The sequence below is a fragment of the Streptomyces sp. NPDC058697 genome (genome assembly GCF_042715345.1).
Taxonomy (GTDB): domain Bacteria; phylum Actinomycetota; class Actinomycetes; order Streptomycetales; family Streptomycetaceae; genus Streptomyces; species Streptomyces liliifuscus.
Genome location: NZ_JBHXSU010000007.1, coordinates 437,012 through 459,247, shown reverse-complemented (window position 1 = coordinate 459,247; position 22,236 = coordinate 437,012). Strand labels below are relative to the sequence as shown.

Sequence of the window (22,236 nt, the reverse complement as noted above, 5' to 3'; positions counted from 1 at the left end):
GACCATCTGCCCCTCCTGCGCCGAACCTCCCGAGCCCAACGACAGGTTCTGTTGCGTGTGCGGCACGGAACTCACGACGTCCCCCGACTCGCTGCGGTCGGCCGCCCGGACGAACCCGCGCGACCACCAGGAGCAGGAGCTGGAAGGCGTGGCGGTGGTCAGCGACCGGGGCCTGCGGCACCATCGCAACGAGGACGCGTTCGCGGTGTCCGCGACGGCGCTCCCCGACGGCGCCCGCGCCGTGGTGGCTGTGGTGTGCGACGGGGTGTCGTCCGCGTACCGCCCGGACGACGCCTCGGCGACGGCCGCCGAGAGTGTCGACACGTCGCTGCTCGAAGCGCTCCGGCGCGGCGCCCCGTTCGAGGACGCCATGCGTGACGCGCTGCTCACCGCGGGCCGGGCCGTCACCGGCCTCGCCGCCGAGGGCGTCGATCCCGCACGGGACCCGGCCCCGCACCACAACGCCCCGGCCTGCACCTGTGTCAGCACCATCGCCTCCGGCAAGGGCTTCACAGTCGGCTGGGTCGGCGACAGTCGCGCGTACTGGATCCCGGACGACCGCGACACCCCCGCCTCCCGCCTCACCGAGGACGACTCCTGGGCGGCCCGGATGGTCTCGGCGGGCCTGATGCCCGAGGAGGAGGCATACGCGGACAGTCTCGCCCATGCCATCACTGGCTGGCTCGGCGCGGACTCGCCCGAACTCGACCCGCACACCACATCCTTCGAGCCGGACGGGCCGGGTGTGGTGGTGGTGTGCACCGACGGATTGTGGAACTACGCCGAGTCCGCCGAGGAGTTGGCCTCGGCAGTACCGGCGGACGCCCGCACACACCCGCTGCGGTGCGCGCGGACCCTGGTGGAGGTGGCGCTCAACGGGGGCGGCCACGACAACGTAACTGTCGCTGTTCTGCCGTTCCCGGCGCCCGCCGGGCGGACAGCGCACGAAACCGCACAACGCGCAGAGCAGGGTTAAGGAGCGCAAGAGATGGCTGTCTTCTCCAAGTCGAACGTGCCTCAATTCGCCGTCGACATCTACCAGAACGAGTACCTTCCCGAGGGCGGCCGTGAGGTCAACGCGATCGTCACCGTGACCGCGACCGGCGGCGGCACTCTCGGGGGCCTGCCGTTGGCGGCCCAGGGCCCGGACGCGGCCGTGGTCATCATGGTCGACTGCTCCGGCTCGATGGACGACCCGCCGACCAAGATGCACAACGCGCGCGAAGCGACCGCCACGGCGATCGACACCATCCGCGACGGCGTGGCCTTCGCCGTGATCGACGGCACCCACGTGGCCGCCGAGGTCTACCCCGCCAACGGGCGGCTGGCCGTGGCCGATCCCACCACCCGCCACCACGCCAAGCAGGCCCTGTGCAATCTCAGCGCGGGCGGCGGCACCGCGATCGGCACCTGGCTGCAGCTCGCCGACCAGCTGTTCGCCACCGCCGACGCCCCGATACGCCACGGCATCCTGCTCACCGACGGCCGCAACGAGCACGAGGCGCCCGGGGCGCTGTGGGCCGTACTGGACGCCTGCGCCGGACGCTTCACCTGTGACGCCCGGGGTGTCGGCACCGACTGGGAGGTCGGGGAACTCACCGGGATCGCCTCGTCGCTGCTCGGCTCCGTGGACATCGTCGCCGATCCTTCCGGCCTGGCCGACGACTTCCGGCAGATGATGGAGAACGCGATGGGCAAGGGCGTCGGCGATGTCGCGCTGCGCGTCTGGACCCCACAGGGCTCCGAGGTCAAGTGGGTCAAGCAGGTCGCTCCCACGCTCGAGGACCTGACCCTCCGCCGCACCGAGGCCGGCCCCCGTGCCGGTGACTACCCCACCGGCTCATGGGGCGACGAGTCCCGCGACTACCACGTCTGCATCCAGGTCCCCCGCACAGAAGTCGGCGAGGAGATGCTGGCCGCCCGGATATCCCTCGTGATCCCCCAGCCGGACGGGACGGAACACGCGGTCTCCCAAGGCTTCGTACGAGCCCTCTGGACCGACGACATGGCTGCCTCCACCCGCATCAACCCCCAAGTCGCCCACTACACCGGGCAGGCCGAACTCGCCCAGGTCATCCAGGAGGGCCTGGAGGCCCGCAAACAGGGCGACTTGGAGTACGCGACCGCCAAGCTGGGCCGCGCCGTCCAGCTGGCCAGCGCCTCCGGCAACGACGACACCGCGAAGCTGCTGGCCAAGGTGGTGGACGTCGTCGACGCCGCGAGCGGCACCGTGCGGCTCAAGGCCAGGGTGGCCAACGCGGACGAGATGACCCTGGAAACGCGCTCGACGAAAACCGTACGCGTCAAGAAATAGCGCACGCCATGTTCAGAGGGGCAGAGAGAAAGAGCACCATGCCGACTTGCCCGAAGGGTCACCGGTCCGCGACCGACGACTGGTGCGAGGTCTGCGGCCACCGCATGTCCTCCGCGCCACACTCCGCTGCCGCGCAGCACACGGCGCCCTCCGCGGCCGAGCCCTGCCCCGACTGCGGCACACCCCGCGACGGCCTCGCCCAGTTCTGCGAGGGATGCCGCTACAACTTCGTCACTCGCGCCGGCACGGTCCTCGCCGCGGGGTCACCGTTGTCGCAGCCGTCCCGCGCGGGAGTTCCCGCCACCGCGCCGACCTGGACCGTCAGCGTCCGCGCCGACCATGACTACTTCACCGCGATGATGGCCCGCAACGACCCGCAGGGCCAGGGACTCTGGTTCCCCACCCACTCCCCCGAACTCCGCATCCCCCTCACCCGCTTCCTGATCACCATCGGCCGCCGCCACTCCACCGGCCAAACCCCTGACATCGACCTCGGCGGGGCCCCGGAAGATCCAGGCGTCTCCCACAAACACGCCATCCTCGTCCAACAACCCGACTCCACCTGGTCCCTCATCGACAAGGGCTCCACCAACGGCACCACGGTGAACGGCGCCGAGGACCCCATCGCCCCCTTCGTACCGGTGGCGCTGAAGGACGGTGACCGCGTACATGTCGGGCTCTGGACGACGATCACGATCCGCCGGGACTGATCGCCGACCGGCCGCACCCACCACGAACCCACGCGGGTTCAGTCCTCCGCTTTGATCTTCTTCATTGTCAGGTGTGAGGTGAGGCGCAGGACGGCGGGCAGGCCACTGAGCTTGCTGGTGAGGAAGGTTTCGTAGGCGGCGTGGTCGGCGACGGCGACGCGAATGAAGTAGTCGGGGCGGCCGTACATGCGACGGAACTCGATGACCTCCTCGTAAGAGGAGACGGTCGTCTCGAACTTCTCGAAACTCTTGCGGTCCTGGGCGGAGATCTCGACGTCGACGAGGACCTCCAGTCCGCGCCCCAGGGCCGCGGGGTCGATGACGGCCCGATAGCCGGTGATGACACCCGCCTCCTCCAGACGCTTGACCCGGCGCAGGCACGGTGGCGGCGTCAGACCGACCCGCTTGGCGAGCTCAACGTTGGTCAGCCGACCGTCCTGGCGCATGTGAAACAAGATTTCACGGTCGGTCGCATCAAGGCTCACTTCATTACCCATAGGGCGATCATAGAGTCACAACACGCAACCATATGAGTCACGATTCATTCTAAAATGTCCGCATGCGAATACGCCCTGTCGCCGTCGCGGTACCGCCCCAGCCGACCAGAACGCCGTCCGATGCCCGTGTCGCACTCCGTGACTCCGCCTCCGTCGGCCTGGGGTTCGTGCCGCTCGGCCTCGCCTTCGGAGCACTCTGCGTGCATTCCGGTCTGGACTGGTGGTGGGCGGGCCTGTCCGCCGCGCTCGTCTTCGGCGGCTCGTTCGAGTTCCTGCTGATCGGCCTGGTCGTCGCGGCGGCCCCGCTGGCGTCGATCGCGCTCGCGGCCTTCATGGTGAACGTCCGGCACGTCTTCTACGCGCTGTCGTTCCCCCTGCACCGGATATCGGGCCGCCTCGGCAAGACGTACAGCACCTTCGCGCTCTGCGACGAGGCGTACGCACTCGCCGGCGGCGAGCAGGCCCGCTCCTGGTCCGGTCGGCGCATCCTGCGTGTCCAGTTCCTCCTACACCTGTACTGGGCCGGGAGCGCGACCGTGGGAGCCCTCCTCGGCTCCCTCGTTCCGGCCGGCGTCACCGGCCTGGACTTCGCCCTGACCGCCCTGTTCGCCGTCCTGGCGCTCGATGCCGTCCACGAACTCCGCGGGGACCTGCCCACCCCGCTCCTCGCCCTGCTGAGCGCCTTGACGGCCCGGCTGCTCGTCCCGGGCCAGATGCTGCCGGCCGCCTTCGCCCTGTTCACCGCCGGACTCCTGATCCGTCACCTGACGAGGAGCGGGAAGCCGAGCCATGCCTGATACCGCCTACGCCGTCGCAGCGATCGGCGTCGCCGCCGCCGTCACCTGGGTGCTGCGCGCCCTGCCGTTCGCGGCGCTTGCCCCGCTGCGAGCCAGCAGCACCGTGCAGTACCTCAGCGCCCGCATGCCCGCCGGCGTCATGATCATCCTCGTCGTGTACTGCCTGCACGACCTCCCGTTGACCGAGGCACGCGCCGCGGCACCCCTCGCCGCGCTCGCCACCACCATCGGCCTGCACCTGTGGCGCCGCAACGCCCTGCTCAGCATCCTCGGCGGCACCGCCGTCCACGTCGCCCTGGCCAGCGCCTTCTTCAGCCACCAGTAGTGCTTCGTTAGGTTCTGGTTCTGCTGGTTTTGAGGGGGCGACCGCAGGTGCTGCAGGTGCCGGTCCAGCACCTCAGCAGGTCTTGGAGGGCGTCGAGGGTCTGGTAAAGGCTCGGGGCGGTGCCTCGACTTTCGGGTCGAGCCTGCGGAGGGTGAGGAATGCCTGCGCGGCGGTGACGAGGGTCACGTGGTGGTGCCAACCGCGCCGGGTTCGGCCTTCGAAGTGGTCGAGTCCCAGGCCGTGTTTGAGCTCGCCGTAGTCATGTTCGATCCGCCAGCGCATCTTCGCCCACCGCACCAGGTCAGCGGTCGGTCTGGTAGGAGCGGCTCCCCGCCCCCGAAGAACTCAGCCCCTGGGCGATGAACGAGCAGTGGAACGGGGGCTGCGTCTCGTCCATCGACGTTCGCCGGACGACTCCGCCCCGCAAGGGCCGCACCACGGCCTGGGTGTCCTCGCTCGTGGAGCTGGTCGCCGGCGAGCCAAGCACCGCCCTCGCCTCGTACATCGCGCTCGTCGACACCGCCAACGGCATCGCCGTGCAGCAGGACCCCGCCGCGTGGATGTTCCCCAACCTCGACCTGACGATCCACCTGCACCGACAGCCACACGGGCCGTGGACCGGCCTGGACACCACCGTCACCTTCGGCCCGACCGGACAGGGGCTCACGAGCAGCGTCCTGCACGACATCGACGGCCCCGTCGGCCACGCCGTACAGATCCTCACTGTCCGCCCCTTGTAGACGGGGCCAAGGGCTGTCCCGTAACTGCTGAGGGGTGGGTGACAGTAACTGCTGTGGGGTGGGTGACAACCGGGCTCAGACTGCGTCGTGGTCCGCTGCGGCCGCCCAGCGACGAATGTGCTGGTCGGGATGCGCCTGGGCCGATGCGAGTGTGCTCTCCAGGAGTTTGCGCAGGCGTGGCGGGTATGCCGCGCGGGAGGTGGGCAGGCCCAGCAGGACACGGTGGCGCATCCGCAGATCGGTGGCCTGGGCGAACACCCGCATCGAGGCCTCCATCCAGGCGTCCTTGATGTCCTGCGACTCGTCCAGAGCGGGATCACGTACCCCACCGGTTCCGTACGCCGGGGACCGGTCCGCGCGCAACGGCACATGGGCGCAGTACCAGGCCCGTACGGCACCCGCTCGCTCGGCGTCCGTGCCGGTCCGTAGGTAGTCGACCAGTGCTGCCATCACACGGCGGCGTCCGAATGCGTAGACCGCCGGCTCGACGAACCAGCGGCAGAAGCTGGGATCCGGGTCGTACACGGCTGCCGCCATCAACGGGGCGAACAACTCCTCGGGCAGACTTGCACGTTCGAGCAGTGGCTTACGCACCGCATGGGCGAGTTGGCGGGCATGCCGGTCGTCCGGATTCATGGCGACGTCCTCGACACCCAGCAGCCGAGCCACCTCGGTCACGCGCTTCAGGAATGAACCCGGTTCCCTGCCGCTCTGTTCGTCTTCGGCCACGACAGCATTCTCGTTCATCCTGACACTCACTTCGACGCCAGGACAAACGCCCGGCTCAGGGGAAGCCCGTATGCCACACCGTGCGCCAACTCGTCGGCGCACAGGGAGTCAGCCTGCGGGGGTGTTGTAGTTGACGATCCCCTCCACCATGAGAGCGACCGCACCGGCCAACGGGTTGGTCGCTCCCAGGCCCACCACGTCGGGCAGCTTGTGCGCCTCGCTCTCGGTGACGGCCACCATGCCCCAGAACGCGTTGAAGCCCGAGGGATCCGCCGGCTTGTCGGTGGCCGCCCCCACGATCAGGACGCCTCCCTCCTCGGCCACGGCCAACGCTCCCATCTGCCGCAGCGTGTCGTGATCCCGCTCCTCGGCGGCCACCACGCTCCAGCCCGCCACCTCCACCTGCCGTAAGGCGTCAAGGAGCTTGCCCGGCGTGTCCGGCCCCGCGACAACGATGTCAGGCAGGACGAGGGCCACCGGCCCCTGTGTCATCGGCAGGGCGGAGCGGATCGCCGCGTCGAGACCAGGTCCCAACGACTCGTCCTGGTAGACGAAGACCACCTGGAAGATGTCGGCATAGCGAGCGAGATAACTCACCGTGTCCAGCTTGTGTGTTCCGAACACGACGACCAGGCGCACATTGAGTCCGCTCTTGGCGAGTTCGACGACGGCTTCCAGGCTGCGGTCCAGCACGGTGACCCCAGGAGCCAGACAGTGCAGCTCCTTCGGGTAAGGCGCACCGAAACGGGTTGCGTCTCCGGCGCAGGGCAGGATGACCGAAACATCGGGTAAGGGTGTGGACGAACTCTGCATCGCGTAGCACTCCGGTTGTGTGGACGATGGGGGATCTTGCACACCTCGCCGAGCACAGACTGCCCAGAGCCGGCCGACGCCGAACCTCCGGCCCCACGCGCGCCGTGGCCACCGAGAGGACTGTTCCCTGCAACTCCCGAAGGCACAAGTCTGTTGCAAACTAAGCGAGTTGACCGACGCGACCAAGCGCGATGAAGCCAGGCAACCGTCGCCTGCCCTGGGCGACACTCGACCGAAAGAGGACGCTGGATGCGGGTGCTGTTGTCTACATACGGGACACGTGGCGACGTCGAACCGCTGGTGGCACTCGCGGTGCGACTGCGGGCGCTCGGCGCGGAGGTGCGGATGTGCGCCCCGCCGGACGAGGAGTTCACCGAGCGGCTCGCAAGTATCGGAGTGCGACTGGTGCCGGTCGGGCCGCCCGTAAGGGAGTTGATGCGCGGGAGGACCCTGCCCTCGGCGAAGGACCTGGCCCGCTACAGGAACGAGTTGGTCGAGACACAGTTCGAAACCTTCCCTGCGGCGTTCGACGGATGTGACGTGGTGGTGGCGGCAGGTCTGGGGCAGGTCGCCGCGCGATCCGTGGCCGAGGCCGCGGATATCCCGTACGTGTACGTGAGTTATGCGGCGGTCCACCTGCCGTCGCCGCACCACGCTCCACCTCCGCGGCCGGGCTGGCCCAAGCCCGAGACCGCCGACAACCGGACGCTGTGGGAGCTGGACGCCCAGAACGTCAACGCGCAGTTCGGCGAGGCGCTCAACAGTCACCGGGCGGCTCTCGGTCTGCCGCCGGTGGACAACGTGCGCGATCACATCCTCACCGACCGTCCGTGGCTGGCGGCGGACCCGGTCCTGGGGGCGTGGCGGGAGACCCCCGGGCTCGACGTCGCACAGACAGGCGCGTGGACACTCGCGGACGAACGGCCCCTCCCGGCGGACCTGGCGAGGTTCCTGAGCGCGGGCACCCCACCGGTCTACGTCGGCTTCGGCAGTATGTCCCCGGCCGAAGGCGTCGGAGGCATGGCCGTCGAGGCGATCCGCTCACAGGGGCACCGCGTGCTCGTGTCCCGCGGGTGGGCAGACCTGGACCTCGTCGACGACGGGGACGACTGCTTCGCCATCGGCGAGGCCAACCATCAGAACCTGTTCGGCAAGGTGGCCGCTGTGGTCCACCACGGCGGCGCGGGTACGACGCTGACGGCGGCCCGTGCGGGCACGCCCCAAGTGGTCATACCGCTCCAGTTGTCGGACAACCCCTACTGGGCAGGCCGGGTGGCGGCGTTGGACCTCGGTGCGGCCCTCGACGCTCCGACCACGACCGTCGAATCTCTGGGCATCGCGCTCAAGACCGCTCTGTCACCCGAGACCCGGGCGCGCGCGAAGTCCCTGGGCAGCCGACTCCGCACCGACGGAGCGGAGGTGGCCGCACGCCGGTTGGTCGAGGATCCTCGGTGAACGACGCCGGCGCTCGGGCTCATGGATGACGGCGTGTGTACGTAGGCAATGCGGGCAAGGACGCGACGGCGAACCGGGCGCGGCACGACCGAAGTGAACCATTGACCCCGCGTGGTCCGTTATCTTCAGGCAAGCCCCTTAATGTCGCACGCCGAGCGCAAACAGTATTCCACCACTGAATGGCTGTGGCATTGGTCACGGTTGACCACTCAATCGAAGCGCATTTAACATCAGCGGAAATTAGCCACCATGCGGGCGGCCGAATAAACAGAAACGTCCGCAATCGCCACTCTGCAGGTACCTCGCTCAACTTCATAGAGCTTCTTCCGCACTCCACACTCCGCGCTGCCCGCCCGGCAGTGCAACGACAGCGTTGACCAGGCCGGATAGCCGCTCGCCTCCAGCTGAGGCCCGGCCGAAGGCCCTGGCCCTACAGGTATTGCTTTCAGATTGCGCTCTACCGGTTTTCGCCGCGTTCTCTTCTCGTGAAGGGTAACCCGTGTTTTTACCCCGAATCGCAGTCAGTAATCATTCCGGCGAGGAGATAAAGCCCGCGCCTTTGTCACTGGCGCAGGAGCGTCTGTGGGTCATGGCACGCATGGACGGCGAGGCCAGCGCCGCCTACAACGAGCCGATGCCCTTCGATATCAGGGGACCGCTGGACCGGGACCTGCTCATCATGGCGCTGCAGCTGCTCGCGGCCCGGCACGAGGCCCTGCGCACGCGGCTGGTCCCCTTCGAGGGTTCGGCTCTTCAAGTCGTCGATCCGCCGGACACGGGGTTCCCGGTGACCTTCGAGGATCTGACGGGACTGCCGGACGGGGCCGAACGATTGGCGCGCATCCGGTCGGAGGTGGAGGGCACCCCGTTCCGCCTGGGCGAGGAGCCCATGGCGCGCGGCTGCCTGTTAACGCTCCAACCCGACCATCACGTACTGATCCTGGTGGTCCATCACATCGTCTTCGACGGCTGGTCCCGCTCCCTGGTACTGAAAGAGCTGGGCCTGGTGTACTCCGCGCTTCAGCAGGGGCAGGACGTCCCGCTGCCCGAACTGACCTGGCAGTACAGCGATTACGCGCGCTGGCAGTGGGAGTGGATGTCGGGAGACGAACCCGCCTCGCACGCCGACTACTGGACCACCGCACTGGCCGGTGCCCCGACCGTGATCTCCCTGCCCACCGATCGGCAGCGCCCGCCCGAACAGGACTTCCACGGCGACCGGTTGCCCGTGACCGTCGACGAGGATCTGACACGGGCCCTGCGCGCCCTGGCTTCTGACAACGATGTCTCCCTCTACGCGACCGTCCTCACCGGCTGGTCCGTACTGCTGTCCCTGCTCTCCGGGCAGGACGACATCGTGGTCGGCGCCCCCACGTCGAACCGCCGACGCGGCGATGTCGAGGGTCTGATCGGCTTCTTCGTCAACACCCTTGCCCTGCGCGCGGATCTCTCCGGCTCACCCAGTGTCAAGGACGCCCTGAAGCGGGTGAACCAGTCGATCCGTGGCGGCCTCAAGCATGTCGACCTCCCCTTCGAGCGAGTCGTCGAACTGGTCAACCCACCGCGCAGCCCCGCCCACACGGCCCTGTTCCAGACCATGTTCGCGTGGGTGCCCTCCATGCGGAAGGAACTCGAACTCCCCGGCCTGGAGGTCGAGTTACGCGAAGACGCCGCCCACGTACCCGCCAAGTTCGACATGGTCCTGGCCCTGGCCGACGAGGGCCGGCACCTCACCGGGGAGATCGACTACGCGGTGGCGCTCTTCGACCGGGCGACGATCGAGCGGTACATACGTCAATTCCTGCGCGTGCTGCGTCTGATGACCGAGCGGCCCAATGCCGAGGTCGCCGACCTGACGCTGCTCGACGAGGACGAGCAGCGGGCACTCCTCGCCGCCTTCAGCACCGGGCCCGCCGTGACGGACCCGGAATCGGAAGGCGTGCTGGAGCGCTTTGCTGCGCAGGTCCGCGGGCGGCCCGGGCAGTGTGCGGTGGTGGCCGACGACGCGGAGCTGGACTACGCGACCCTCGACCGCCGGTCCAACCGTCTCGCCCACGCCCTGATCGCCCGTGGCGCCGGTCTCGATCGAGTGGTGGGCCTGCACATCGGACGTACGGCCGAACTCGTCATCGGTGTGCTCGGGATCCTCAAGTCCGGAGCCGCCTATCTGCCCCTCGACCCCGGCCAGCCCCCGGAGCGGCTCACCGCCATGGTGAGCGACGCCGCACCGGTCCTCGTGCTGACCGACCAGCAGGACACGGTGGACGACGAGTTGTGGGAGCACCTGGCGAAGGTGGAGGCGGAGGGGACGCACGACGAGCCGCCGGCCATCGACACGGACCGTGCTCGGCTCGCCTACGTCATCTACACCTCGGGATCGACCGGCCGCCCCAAGGGCGTCGCGGTCACGCACGGCAGCGTCGTCAATCTCCTCGACCACTGGCGCGAACTCATGGGGGACGCCCCCGGCGAGGCGTCCTCGGCCTGGTCGAGCATCGGCTTCGACGCGTCGGTGCACGAACTCCTGGTCCCGTTGACCACCGGCGCCGTGCTCCACCTGGTTTCCGACGAACTCCGGGGAGATCCAAGGGCGTTGCTGGACTGGATGCGCGAACGCAAGGTGGCCCAGGCGTTTCTGCCCCCGTCCTACGTCCTGTGGATCGGCGAGGATCCGGCCGCACGCCTGGCCGGGTCGAGCCTGCGTCAGCTCCTCACCGGAGTGGAATCCCTGCCGGAAAACACCCTGCACCGCATGCGTGAGCTGCTGCCAGGCCTGCGCATCTGCTTCGGCTACGGCCCGACCGAGGCCACCCTCTACTCCACCGCCTACACCGACCCACAGCCGTACGAGCGGTCGTGCCCCATCGGGCGGCCACTGCGTGGCACACGCCTGTACCTGCTCGACGACCGAATGCGCCCAGTACCCGTGGGAGTTACCGGAGAGGTCTACCTCGGCGGAGCGAGTCTGGCCCGTGGATATCTGAACCACCCCGACCTCACCGACGAACTCTTCGTGCCCGACCCGTTCGTCCCCGGTGAACGCCTCTACCGCACCGGCGACCTGGCGCGCTGGCTGCCGGACGGCAACGCCGAGTACGTCGGCCGCCGCGACGACCAGCTCAAGCTGCGCGGATTCCGTATCGAACCCGGCGAGGTCGAGGCGGCACTGCTGGCGGTCCCCGGGGTTCGGGAGGCCGTCGTCCTGGCCGATCGCGACACACCCGGTGGCCCGCGCCTGGTCGCCGGGGTGGGATGTGACGCCGATGCCACGAGGATGCCGTACGAGTGGCGTGCGGCCCTCAAGGACCGTCTGCCGGACTACATGATCCCCGCCGTGGTGGCCGAGTTCCCGCGACTGCCGTTGAACCGCAGCGGCAAGGTGGACCGGCCGGAGGTACTGCGCGCCGCCGCCGGAACCCGTGCGGGGCAGGTCAACACGGCCGCGCCCCGCGACCACGTGGAGATGGCGCTGTACCGGGTCTGGCGCGGGGTGCTGCTGCACCCGGACATCGGCATCAGCGACAACTTCTTCGAGCTGGGCGGCACTTCGATCTCGGCGATCAAGATGGCGTCCGCCGTCCAGGAGGAACTCGGCGTCACCCTGCCCGTCCGGGACGTCATGCTGCACCCCACCATCGAGGCGCTCGCCGAGCGGGTACGCGGCAACCTCGGCGATGCCGCGCAATCCGCGGAACCCGGCAGCCTGGTCGAATTCCGTGCGGGCGGCGGCCGGCAGCGCGTGGTGTGTGTGCACCCCGCCGGCGGCACCGCGTTCTGCTACCTGCCGCTGTCCGCCGAACTGGCCGACGACATCGGCGTGTTAGGGCTTCAGGCGCCTGGTATCAATCCCGGCGAGTCCACCCTGCCCGGTGTCGAGGCGATGGCCGAGGAGTATCTACGGCTCGTCGGCCCCCGCACCGACGAGGCACTGGTGCTGTGCGGGCTCTCCTACGGCGGTCTCATCGCGTACGAGATGGGCCGCCGGCTGGTGGCGGCCGGGCACGAGAAGGTGTGCGTGGTCCTCCTAGACACCCACGGTGCCCAGGACGATGAGCAGCGCGCCGCGATCACGCCGGTCGGCATGGCGGAGTTCCGGGAGAAGCTGGTGCGCTTCAACGGCATGTACCCGGGTATCGACGACGACCAGGTGGCCCGGTACCTGAACGTCTACAACCACCACCGCAAGACCGGGCGCGACTACGCCGTACCCCAATCTCCCGCCCGTGTCTTGCTGATGCAGGCGACGGCCGTGGAGGACGAGGAAGCGGACGCCGAGGGCGCCGCCGCTCGTCTACGCGCGTTCTGGCGGCAGCGCGTCAGCGGTGAGTTCGTGGTCGAGCCGGTCGCCTGCGGTCACTGGGACATGTTGGAGAGCGACGAACTGCCCCGCGTCGCCGCCGTCCTCACCGCCGAACTGCACCGGCTGACTTCCGACCCCGGCCAGGGCGAGACGGAGTGCACCACACCTTCAGGCACGTCGGAGGCGCGATGAAACCGCATGCCGAAACGTCCCCCACCGACGTGGCCGAGGACTTGGGCACCCCGGCCGGGATAGCCCTTGAGATTCACCGCCGGGCTCTTCGCACACCACACGCCGAGGCAGTGGTCGACGGCGAAGTCTGCCTCGACTACGCGACGTTGAACGTGGCAGCCGCCGGCGTCGCCCAGGAGCTGGGGCGCCGGGGCGTCACCGCGGGGCAGGCCGTGGCGGTGGCGCTGCCGCGGTCGTGGCGGCTGGTCTGCGTGATGCTGGGCATTCTGCGGCTGGGGGCGCAGGTCGTGCCCCTCGACACGCAGAGCCCCGCGGAACGCCGTCACTTCATCCTCCGGGACTCCGCTGCGGCCGCCCTGGTGCACGAGACGACCGAGTGCGTCACCGGGCTCCCGCAGCATGTGAAGGTGCTCGCCGCGGACGCCCTTCTGCCCGAACCCCCGGACCTCGCGGCAGCCGCGGCAACCGTGGCCGCCGTGGAGGCACCGGCCGCCCCCGGCGAGGTGTCCTTCCTGTTCTACACCTCCGGAACGACGGGGCAGCCCAAGGGAGTCGAGGTCCGTGACGCCGGGGTCCGGCGACTGGCACAACCCGGCTACATCCGCGTCGAGCCAGGTCTGCGCTATGCCTGCCTGGCCAATCCGGCCTTCGACGCGTTGAGTTTCGAGGTCTGGGTGCCCCTGCTGACCGGTGGCTGCTGCGTGGTCCTGAGCGACGGGGACGTGCGGACTCCCGAGCGGCTCGCCGCGGCGCTGCGGCACGAGGGGGTGGACACCCTCTTCGTCACCGCCGCTCTGTTCAACGCGATGGTCACGGCCGTGCCGGACTGCTTTGCCGCGGCCGCCGAGGTCCTGGTGGGCGGTGAGCAGCTCGACGCCCGGACGATACGCCGCTGGTACCGCGACAACCCCGACAGCGGCACCCGTCTGTTCAACGGCTACGGACCGACAGAGGCCAGCACCTTCGCCCTGTGCCATCCGATCCCACGGGACTTCGACGGGGCCGTGGTGCCGATCGGCCGGCCCTTGCCGCAGACCGGTGCCGTCCTGGTCGTGCCGGGCCAGGAGCGGGTGGCCGCACCCGGTGAGGTCGCCGAACTCCTGCTGAGCGGAGCCGGGCTCGCCGCCGGCTACCGCAACCTCCCCGAGGAGACCGAGCGGCGTTTCGTACGGCTGCCGTGGCTCGACGGTGGCCAGCAGCGGTACTACCGCACCGGTGACCTCGTACGGGCCGACAGCGAGGGCCTGGTGAAGTACGTCGGCCGAACCGACCGCCAGGTCAAGGTCCGTGGCTTCAGGATCGAGCCCGGCGAGGTGGAGCGGCGCGTTCTCACCCACCCCGCGGTCCGGCATGCCCATGTGTGCACGCGCCGCGCGGGCCAGCAGGGTCCCAACGAACTGCTGGCGTTCGTCGTCCTCCAACAGGAGCTTTCCTACGAGGAGTTCGACAGCCACCTGGCGGCCCATCTGCCCGCCTACATGCGCCCCCACCAGATTCATCTCGTGGCCGAGCTGCCGCTCAACGCCAACGGCAAGATCGACCAGGTCGCGCTGTTGGGGCAGGCCGACCGGCCCTGGCGGCCCGCCTCCCCCGGTTCTGAGGGACCGGCCATGACGGAGACGGAGCGCCAAGTCGTCGAACTGGCCGAGGAGATACTCGGCACCACCGGCCTCGGGCTCGGCGACCGGTGGATCGCCAGCGGCGGCGACTCGTTGAAGGCGCTCCGGTTCTGCTTCGCCGTACGACGGCGATGGGGCCGCGACCTGTCCCAGGCGGCCGTCCTGCACGGCGACCTGGCCGCCGTCGCCCGGTCGGTCGCCACGGGCCGTCCCCGCGAGGAGAGCGACTTACCGGCACCGGTGGTCTCCGGTGCCCGCTCGGCGCCCGCCACCAGCGAACAGCAGCGGCTGTGGCTGATACAGCGCCGCACCCCGGGCTCCCGGGCCTACTCCGTCGACCAGGCCTTCCGCGTGGACGGACCCGTCGACACCGCCCGCCTCCGGCGAGCGCTGCGCAGCCTGGTGACACGCCACGAGGCGCTGCGGACGAGCTTCGGCCTCGGGCCCGACGGCCTGGAGCAGACCGTCGGAGAGCCGTACGACCCCTGGCACGAACCGGGCCCCCAGCATGTCTGGGACGAGGAAGAAGCACACGCCTTCGCCGACACCTTCTTCGCCGAGCCCTTCGACCTCGCCGTCCCCCGCATGCTCCGGGCCTGCTGGCTGCCGCGTGACGACGGCGGCACGCTCCTGCTGCATCTGCACCACATCGCCGTGGACGGCTGGTCGTTGAGCATCCTGCTGCACGACCTGTCGGCCGCCTACGCCGAAAGCGGCCGGCCCGAGGCACCCGCTCCGACCCCACTGGACTTCGCCGTCTGGCAGAGCGACCGATTCGCGAGAACCGACTACCAGGCGCAGCGCGATGAACTCCTCACGTTCTACGAGGGTTTGGAGGAGCCACTGGAGCCGCTGCCTGCCCAGGACGCCGGTCCGGCACCGCGGGCGCACCTGCTGCACACGTCTCTCGATGTCGCTCGGCGGGCCCAAGTGGACCAGCTGTGCGCCGAGTTAGGACTGACTCGGTTCCAGGTCCTGCTGAGCGTGTTCTCCTGGTGCCTGTACGGCGTGACCGGCCTGGTCCGCCCTCGTGTCGCCGCCCCGGTCGCGGGCCGCCCGGTGCGCGAGTTCGAGAGCAGCGTGGGCATGATGGCGAACACCGTGCTGCTGCCTCTGACCGTCGCGCCCGGTGAGGACCTGCGCTCGCACCTCGCCCGTACCAGGACCGGCACAGGGCAGGTGCTGGGATGCCAGGACGTGGCGCTCACGGACGTCCTGACCGGTTGGGACGGCGTCGGCGACAGCACGCCGTTCGACTTTCTGTTCGTCCTGGAGAACACCGACTTCGGGGCACTGCGGCTGCCCGGCTGCACCCAGCGCCCCCTGTGGTGGTCGGCGCCGGAGGCCAAGTGCCCGATGACGGTCTCCGTGGTCGAGCACGCGGACGGACTCGACGTGCTGTGGGAGTACGCCGAGGGCCGGTTCACCGGCGAGGACGTCGAGGCGATGGCGGAGCTGTTCCGGCGGGGCGTGGACGCGCTCGCCGCCGGCGGCCGCTCCACGGCTCGTGAACTCGTCGTACCGTACCGGCGGTTGCTCCCGGAACACGGGCGCGGCCCCGCCCCAGAACCCGGCTTCACCACGATCGCCGAGGGCTTCGCCCTGCAGGTCGCCCGCACTCCGCACGCCCCCGCCGTCGTCACGGCCGACGGCGCCACCCTGAGCTACGCGGCCCTCGACGCCCGGGCCGCGGCACTCGCCACGGAACTGGCCGACCGCTACCCGATCCCGGCCGACGGCAGCCCCTGCCGGGCGGCCCTGTACCTGGATCCCTCCGTCGAGCACGTAGTGGCGCTGCTGGCACTGGCACGGCTGAACGTCACCGCCGTGCCTCTCGACCCCTCCTACCCGGCCGACGTGCTGCGCCGAGTCCTGGAACAGATCGACCCGCTGTGCGTCCTGGCCACACAGAACAGCTCGACGACGCTGGACACGCTGCTGCCGGACGGTGTGGTGCGCCACCTCGTCGTACCGGCGGTCCCGGCGCCGGTGAAGGGCGACGGCCCGAGCGCGTCGTACGACGGGCAGACGTACGGCCGACGCACGGTCGGCGCGTCGGCACATGACGGCGCCCGCCCCCTGTACGCACTGTTCACCTCCGGCTCCACCGGCGTCCCCAAGGGCGTGCAGATCCACGGCCGCACGCTGTGCGACCTGATCAGGTGGCAGTCCGGTCCCGGCGGGCTGACCGCCCCCGCGGTCACCCAGCAGTTCTCGATGCTGGCGTTCGACGTGTCCTTCCAGGAGATCCTCGGGACGCTGTGCACGGGTGGCAGCCTCCAGCTCATACGTCCCGAGTGGCGTCGGGACGCGCCCGCACTCCTGGACCGGCTGGACGCCACGGGCGCCGAGCGGATCTTCATGCCGTACGTGGCACTGCAGTTGCTCGCCGAGTACGCCGTCCGCCTGAACAGGTATCCCTCCCGGCTGCGCGAAGTGGTCACCGCGGGCGAGCAGTTGGTGTGTACGGACAGCATCCGGCGCTGGTTCGCCGGGCTCCCCGGCGCGCGCCTGTTCAACCACTACGGGCCGACCGAGACACACGTGGTAAGTGCCCTGTGTCTGGAGGGAGATCCTGCGCGCTGGCCCGAACGGCCCGCCATCGGACGCCCGGTGGCCGGCGCCGATCTGCGGGTGGTGGACGCCCAGGGCGACCCGGTCCCGCACGGGTGCGCCGGCGAACTGCTGATCGGCGGCACCATGACCACCCGCTGCTACCTCGACGAACCCGCACTGGACGACACCCGCTTCGTCGAACTCCCCGGCGCGGGCCTGTTCTACCGCAGCGGTGACCGGGCGTACTTCGACCGTGGGGGCCTGCTGCACTACGCGGGCCGTGACGACCAGCAGATCAAACTGAGCGGGCACCGGCTCGAACTCGGCTCCGTCGAGGCGGCCCTGCTGCGCCATCCGGCGGTGGTCAACGCCGTCGTCACACGTGACGGAGAACAGCTGACGGCCGGCTTGGAGATCCGTGGCGAAACGCCGGCCGCCGACGAGCTGACCGCGCATCTGTCCGCCCTGCTGCCCTCCTACGTACGTGTGAACCGCTTCCGCAGGTTGGAGAACCTCCCCCGCACACCCAGCGGCAAGCTGGACCGGCAGGCGGCCGTCCGGGCACCGGGAGAGGAGATACGTCGTTCCGCGAGCACCCGCACGGGCCTGTCGGCCGAGGAGGAGCGCCTCACCACTGCCTTCGAGGAGGTCACCGGGTCGGTGATCGCACCGGACCAGACCTTCTTCGAGGCGGGTGCCTCCAGCCTCGCCCTGATGCGCTTCCACCTGCGCTGCACCACGGCACTCGGTCTGCGCTTCAGCATCGCGGACCTCTTCGAGCACGTCACCGTCCGCTCCCTGGCCCGCCACCTCACCACCCCGCGGTTGCTCACCCCATCGGTCGCGAAGAATGACGGGCCCCCCGAACAGACCCCCGAACCCGGCGAGCCGATCGCAGTCGTTGGCATGGCGGTACGGGTGCCCGGCGCCCCGGACCTGGCCGCCTTCTGGGAGCTGGTGGTCTCCGGCGGCACCGGAATCCGCCGTATCGACGCGCCGGAAGGAGTCGTCGGCGCGCACAGCACGCTCGACGGCATGCTCGACTTCGACCCGGGGCACTTCGGCATCAGCCCACAAGAGGCACGTCTGATGGACCCCCAGCAGCGTCACCTGCTGATGGCCGGCGTGCAGGCCCTGGCGCACGCCGGGGTGGCGGACACCTCGGTCACCCGGGTGGGCCTGGTGGCCGGTGCCGGGGAGAACACCTACTTCCAGTCCCTGCTGCGCGAGGCGGACCCCGAACGGCTGCCTGACGGCTTCCAGCTCGCCCTCCACCATGAGAAGGACTTCCTGGCCACCAAGGTGGCGTACCACCTCGGGCTGACCGGCCCCGTCTTCAGCGCCCAGACGGCCTGCTCCAGCTCGCTGGTCGCCGTGCACCTCGCCGCCGGTCTGCTCCGGCAGGGCGAAGCCGAGGTGATGCTCGCCGGAGGAGTACTCATCGACCCCGGGCTGACCGGCGGCTACCGCTACCGCCCGCAGCACATCTTCTCCGCGGACGGCGACTGCCGGCCCTTCAGCGACGACGCCACCGGCACGGTCGGCGCGAGCGGCGTCGGGGTCGTGGTCCTCAAGACGCTGCGGCAGGCACGGCGCGACGGCGACACCGTCTACGCACTCATCACAGGCTCCGCGATCAACAACGACGGTGCGGCGAAGATGAGTTACACCGCACCATCCCTCGCCGGACAGCGGGAGGTGATCCGGACCGCCCTGTCCCGCGCCGGACGAACAGGCGCCGACCTCGGCTATGTGGAGGCCCACGGCACCGGCACCCGGCTGGGCGACCCGATCGAAGTGGGAGCGCTTCGGCAGGCGTTCGACGTGAGTGAGTCCGGCCGCTGCGCTCTGAGCTCCGTGAAGAGCCAGCTCGGTCACATGGGCGCGGCCGCCGGCGTGGTGGGCCTCGTACGCGCGGTCCTCGCCGTGCACCACGGGACACTCCCGCCCAACCTCAACTTCCGTGCCTTCAACCCCGAGATCGGCCCCGATCCCACTCCCTTCTACGTCCCGGCCGAGGCCACGCCCTGGCCCGAGGGACGCGAACGGGTGGCCGCGGTCAGCAGCTTCGGGATCGGCGGCACCAACGCCCACGTCGTCGTGGAGCAGGACACCGCGCCGCCCGGACCGGTGGCAGACCGCGAGGTCCCCAAGTGCCTTGTGCTGTCGGCCTCCAGCGCGGACGCCCTGACCGCCGACGCCGCTCGAATCGCCGACTACCTCCAACTGCACCCGGAGCGCCACGAGTTCGTGCTGCGCCATCTCCAGGCCGGTCGGGTCGCTCGCCGAATGCGGACCGCGGCACCCGTGACGGACGTTGCCGCGGCCGAGCGCTGGCTGCGCGCGGTGGCCGAAGGAGTGGTGCAACCCGGTAGCGCGGACCCGGACTCTGCAACGGTCTCCGCGGTCCGCCGCACCGCCCACGACCTCGCCGAGGCCTGGGCAGCCGGACACCCTGTCGACTGGGGCGCGGGCTCCGCTCCGGCGCCCTGGGACTTCCCACCCCCGTCCTTCTCCCTCACGGAACACGACTTCGACCGGCTGCCCGAGAAGCCTCGCGAGGCCCCGGCCGCCACACCCCGGCGGCTGCCCCGGGAGAACTGGCTGCACCAGCCGCACTGGGTCCGGCTGCGCCGTGCCGCCATCGCGGACACCAGCGTGTCGGCCGGCCACGCCTCCACCGTGGTCGTCGTAGCCTCCGAGAACACTCCGCGGACAGCGCTCACGCCCTTCGAGGCGGTGGCATCGCGGGTGATACGGGTGCACCCGGCCGGCGCCTTCGCCCGCAGAGGACCGAACGCCTACGACGCGGACCCCGCCGACCCGGCGTCTCTGCGCCGGCTGCTCGACGCGCTGTCCGAGGACGGTGCCCCCGTCTCCAGCGACACGGAGTGGGTGCACACCCTGCCCCTCGACGTGACAGGGCCGGTCGGTCCCGGCACCCTGGAACACGCTCGTCACGCCTGCTTGGACAGCACGGCGGCCCTGGCCCAGGCGCTGACCGGGCGGAACGGCTCCCCACGGGTGTGGTGGCTGTCGTACGGCGCCCGGCCCGTGACGGGAACGGTGGACAGACCTGAACTGGCGCTCCTCGCCGGGCCGGTCGAGGTCGCCCATCAGGAGTCCGCCCTGAACGGCCATTGGCTCGACCTCCCCGACGGCGACCTCACCCGCTGGGCCGGACACGTGGCCTCGGTCGTCGCCGAAGCACGTGCGGCCGCCGGTCGTCCGGACGGACCGGCCCTGCCGCGCCAACTCGCGCTGCGGCAGGGCTACTGGTGGCGGTCGGGCACCACACCCGTACCGGAGCCGGAGGGGACACAGTCCCTCGTACCGGCCGGAGCGGACACCGTCCACCTGGTGCTCGGCGGCACGGGCGGTATAGGCCGCGCCATCGCCGCCTGGCTGCTCGAACACACCCGCGGCCGGGTGCTGTTGCTGTCGCGAAACCCGCAGCTGCCCGAGGAGTTGGACGGATGGGCCGACCGCGTCGGCCTCGTCCCGGCGGATCTCGCGACCATGCCAGTCCACGATGTGGCGGCGGCCGTCGCCGACCACACGTCACGGCTGGACGGTGTCATCCACGCGGCCGGTCTCGGACACGGCGGGCTGCTCGTACGGCGTGACACCACCGCGATGGGCGAGGCCGCGGCGGTTCGCGAGCGTGGCGCCCTCGTCGTCGAGCACCTGATCGGAGCCTTCCGCCCGGAGATCGCGGTCTACTGCTCCTCGATGTCCGCCTTGCTCGGCGGTGTCGGCCAGAGCGACTACGCAGCCGGCGCGAGCCTCCTCGACGGCTTCGCCCACCACCGGGCCACCGAGACGGAGACGACCGTCCGGATCGGCATCGACTGGGACATCTGGAGCGAGACCGGAATGGCGACCCGGGTCCTGAACACGGACAGCCGCCATCAGGCCCACCTCGCGGTCGGCCTGACCGTCGAGGAGGGCAAAGCGGTCTTCGCGCATGCCCTGGCCCTGCAACTGCCTCAACTCCTCGTGTCCACAACGGACATCGAGGCCTCCCGAGCCTTCTACGCTCCGACCGGGATCGCGGCCCCGTCCTCGCGTTCCGGACCGGTGCACCCGACGGACGGAGAGGTGGAAGCCTCCGACGCCGGCGGTTCCGGAGAGCAGGCGGACACCATGGCCCGGGTGATCCAGGATCTGCTGGGCGTGGACGAACTGGACCCCGAGGACTCCCTCTACGACCTGGGCGCCGACTCGCTGACCCTGATCAGCCTGATCGCCCGGATCGAGGACGACTACGGCGTCGAGTTCGACCTGGCCTCGTTCAGCCACCGCGTCAGCCTCACGGAGATCCTGAAACACATCGATGCGGCCCTCACCTCCGCCGAGCCCACCACCGAGGCGGCCGGGGGCACCTCCCGGGTCGTCCTCGACATCTGGCAGGAGGGAACCGGTTCGGCCGTCCTGTGCCTGGTGCACCCGGTGGGTGGAGACATCCAGGCCTACCGCTCCCTGGTGGCAGCACTCGGCCCCGCGCCGACGGTGTGCCTCATCGCCGACCCGGCACTCCGCGACACCGGGATGTCCGCATGGTCACTGACCGAGCGGGCCCATCACTACGACGCAAAGCTGCGTGAGCGCTTCGGCGGACCGGACCACCGGCTTCACCTGGCCGGATGGTCCTACGGCGCCCGTGTGGCGATGGAGATGGCGGGCCTGGCCGAGTCGGCCGGCCTGCCACTGGAGGCGCTCTACCTTCTGGATCCGCCACCGCCCCACGCACATGTTGCCTCCTACGACGAGGCTCACCTGGAGAAGGTGTTCGCCGCCGAACTCGCCCCCGGAGTCTCCGCGTTGCCGGCCGGGCACGCCGCACAGGCGTACGCCGAGAGGCTGGCCCGCTGCTGCCGCGCGAACCTGCGCAGCCTCGGGGAACATCGCGTACGGCCACTCGTCTCCGTCCCCACGTATCTGTGGCTGGCCGAACACCCCACGGCGGGCATGCCCACCCCCGCGGACCCTCAGGAGGCGGACCGGCAGTGGAACACCTGCCTGCCCCCGTCCGCCGTACGCAGGTATCTGCCCACGGACCACTACGGCATCGTCGCGGCTCCCCATGTGGACACGGTGGCCGGGACCATCAGGGCGACGCTGGCGTCCTCTGGTGCCGGTGCCCGCGGGACCGCTGACCTGTAAACCCACCCCGCCTCTGGAGGTTG

Annotated in this window: 10 protein-coding genes and 3 pseudogenes; 9 read left to right on the top strand and 4 right to left on the bottom strand. The window is 70.1% G+C overall.

The features are described 5' to 3' along the window. Positions 1-4: 4 nt before the first annotated feature. The 3 genes and pseudogenes from ACFWXQ_RS20295 to ACFWXQ_RS20285 form a co-directional block, all read left to right on the top strand. Positions 5-976, top strand: a pseudogene (locus ACFWXQ_RS20295) (PP2C family protein-serine/threonine phosphatase); the annotation flags it as partial. Between the two features lie 12 nt (positions 977-988). After that, the gene (locus ACFWXQ_RS20290; protein ID WP_383949644.1) at positions 989-2,314 is read left to right on the top strand and encodes a VWA domain-containing protein; all 1,326 of its coding nucleotides are present in this window, start codon (positions 989-991) and stop codon (positions 2,312-2,314) included. A gap of 38 nt (positions 2,315-2,352) precedes the next feature. Continuing rightward, a complete protein-coding gene (locus ACFWXQ_RS20285; RefSeq protein ID WP_383949642.1) occupies positions 2,353-3,024 on the top strand; it encodes an FHA domain-containing protein in 672 nt (223 codons plus the stop codon). A 38-nt stretch (positions 3,025-3,062) separates the two neighbouring features. Here the strand turns inward: ACFWXQ_RS20285 and ACFWXQ_RS20280 are convergent, their stop codons facing one another. Next, on the bottom strand, positions 3,063-3,521 hold the full coding sequence (locus tag ACFWXQ_RS20280; RefSeq protein WP_383949639.1) for an Lrp/AsnC family transcriptional regulator: 459 nt from the start codon (positions 3,519-3,521) through the stop codon (positions 3,063-3,065). A 62-nt stretch (positions 3,522-3,583) separates the two neighbouring features. Here ACFWXQ_RS20280 and ACFWXQ_RS20275 point away from each other — a divergent pair, with 62 nt between their 5' ends. Both ACFWXQ_RS20275 and ACFWXQ_RS20270 read left to right on the top strand, forming a co-directional pair. Continuing rightward, positions 3,584-4,318 (top strand): AzlC family ABC transporter permease, encoded by a 735-nt coding sequence (locus tag ACFWXQ_RS20275; RefSeq protein WP_383949636.1) that lies wholly within the window; start codon positions 3,584-3,586, stop codon positions 4,316-4,318. Continuing rightward, complete coding sequence (locus ACFWXQ_RS20270) at positions 4,311-4,643, top strand: branched-chain amino acid transporter permease (protein ID WP_383949633.1); 333 nt, start codon at positions 4,311-4,313, stop codon at positions 4,641-4,643. Before ACFWXQ_RS20275 ends, ACFWXQ_RS20270 begins: the two co-directional genes overlap by 8 nt. A gap of 72 nt (positions 4,644-4,715) precedes the next feature. Here the strand turns inward: ACFWXQ_RS20270 and ACFWXQ_RS20265 are convergent. Continuing rightward, positions 4,716-4,961: pseudogene (locus ACFWXQ_RS20265) on the bottom strand (transposase); the annotation flags it as partial. Positions 4,962-4,963: 2 nt separating this feature from the next. Here ACFWXQ_RS20265 and ACFWXQ_RS20260 point away from each other — a divergent pair. Continuing rightward, positions 4,964-5,383: pseudogene (locus tag ACFWXQ_RS20260) on the top strand (thioesterase family protein); the annotation flags it as partial. 75 nt (positions 5,384-5,458) lie between these two features. On the opposite strand, the gene ACFWXQ_RS20255 reads toward ACFWXQ_RS20260, so the two are convergent. Continuing rightward, positions 5,459-6,130 carry a hypothetical protein gene (locus ACFWXQ_RS20255; protein WP_383949630.1) on the bottom strand — a complete coding sequence of 224 codons (672 nt, stop codon included), beginning with the start codon at positions 6,128-6,130 and terminating at the stop codon, positions 5,459-5,461. A 90-nt stretch (positions 6,131-6,220) separates the two neighbouring features. Beyond that, positions 6,221-6,805 (bottom strand): hypothetical protein, encoded by a 585-nt coding sequence (locus ACFWXQ_RS20250; RefSeq protein ID WP_383949627.1) that lies wholly within the window; start codon positions 6,803-6,805, stop codon positions 6,221-6,223. A 369-nt stretch (positions 6,806-7,174) separates the two neighbouring features. Between ACFWXQ_RS20250 and ACFWXQ_RS20245 the strand changes: the two genes are divergently transcribed. The 3 genes from ACFWXQ_RS20245 (at position 7,175) to ACFWXQ_RS20235 (ending at position 22,213) form a co-directional block, all read left to right on the top strand. Beyond that, complete coding sequence (locus ACFWXQ_RS20245) at positions 7,175-8,380, top strand: glycosyltransferase (RefSeq protein WP_383949624.1); 1,206 nt, start codon at positions 7,175-7,177, stop codon at positions 8,378-8,380. Positions 8,381-8,879: 499 nt separating this feature from the next. After that, a complete protein-coding gene (locus ACFWXQ_RS20240; RefSeq protein WP_383949621.1) occupies positions 8,880-12,872 on the top strand; it encodes an amino acid adenylation domain-containing protein in 3,993 nt (1,330 codons plus the stop codon). Then, the gene (locus ACFWXQ_RS20235; protein ID WP_386268745.1) at positions 12,869-22,213 is read left to right on the top strand and encodes an amino acid adenylation domain-containing protein; all 9,345 of its coding nucleotides are present in this window, start codon (positions 12,869-12,871) and stop codon (positions 22,211-22,213) included. The genes ACFWXQ_RS20240 and ACFWXQ_RS20235 overlap by 4 nt, the downstream gene beginning before the upstream one ends. Positions 22,214-22,236 lie beyond the last annotated feature (23 nt).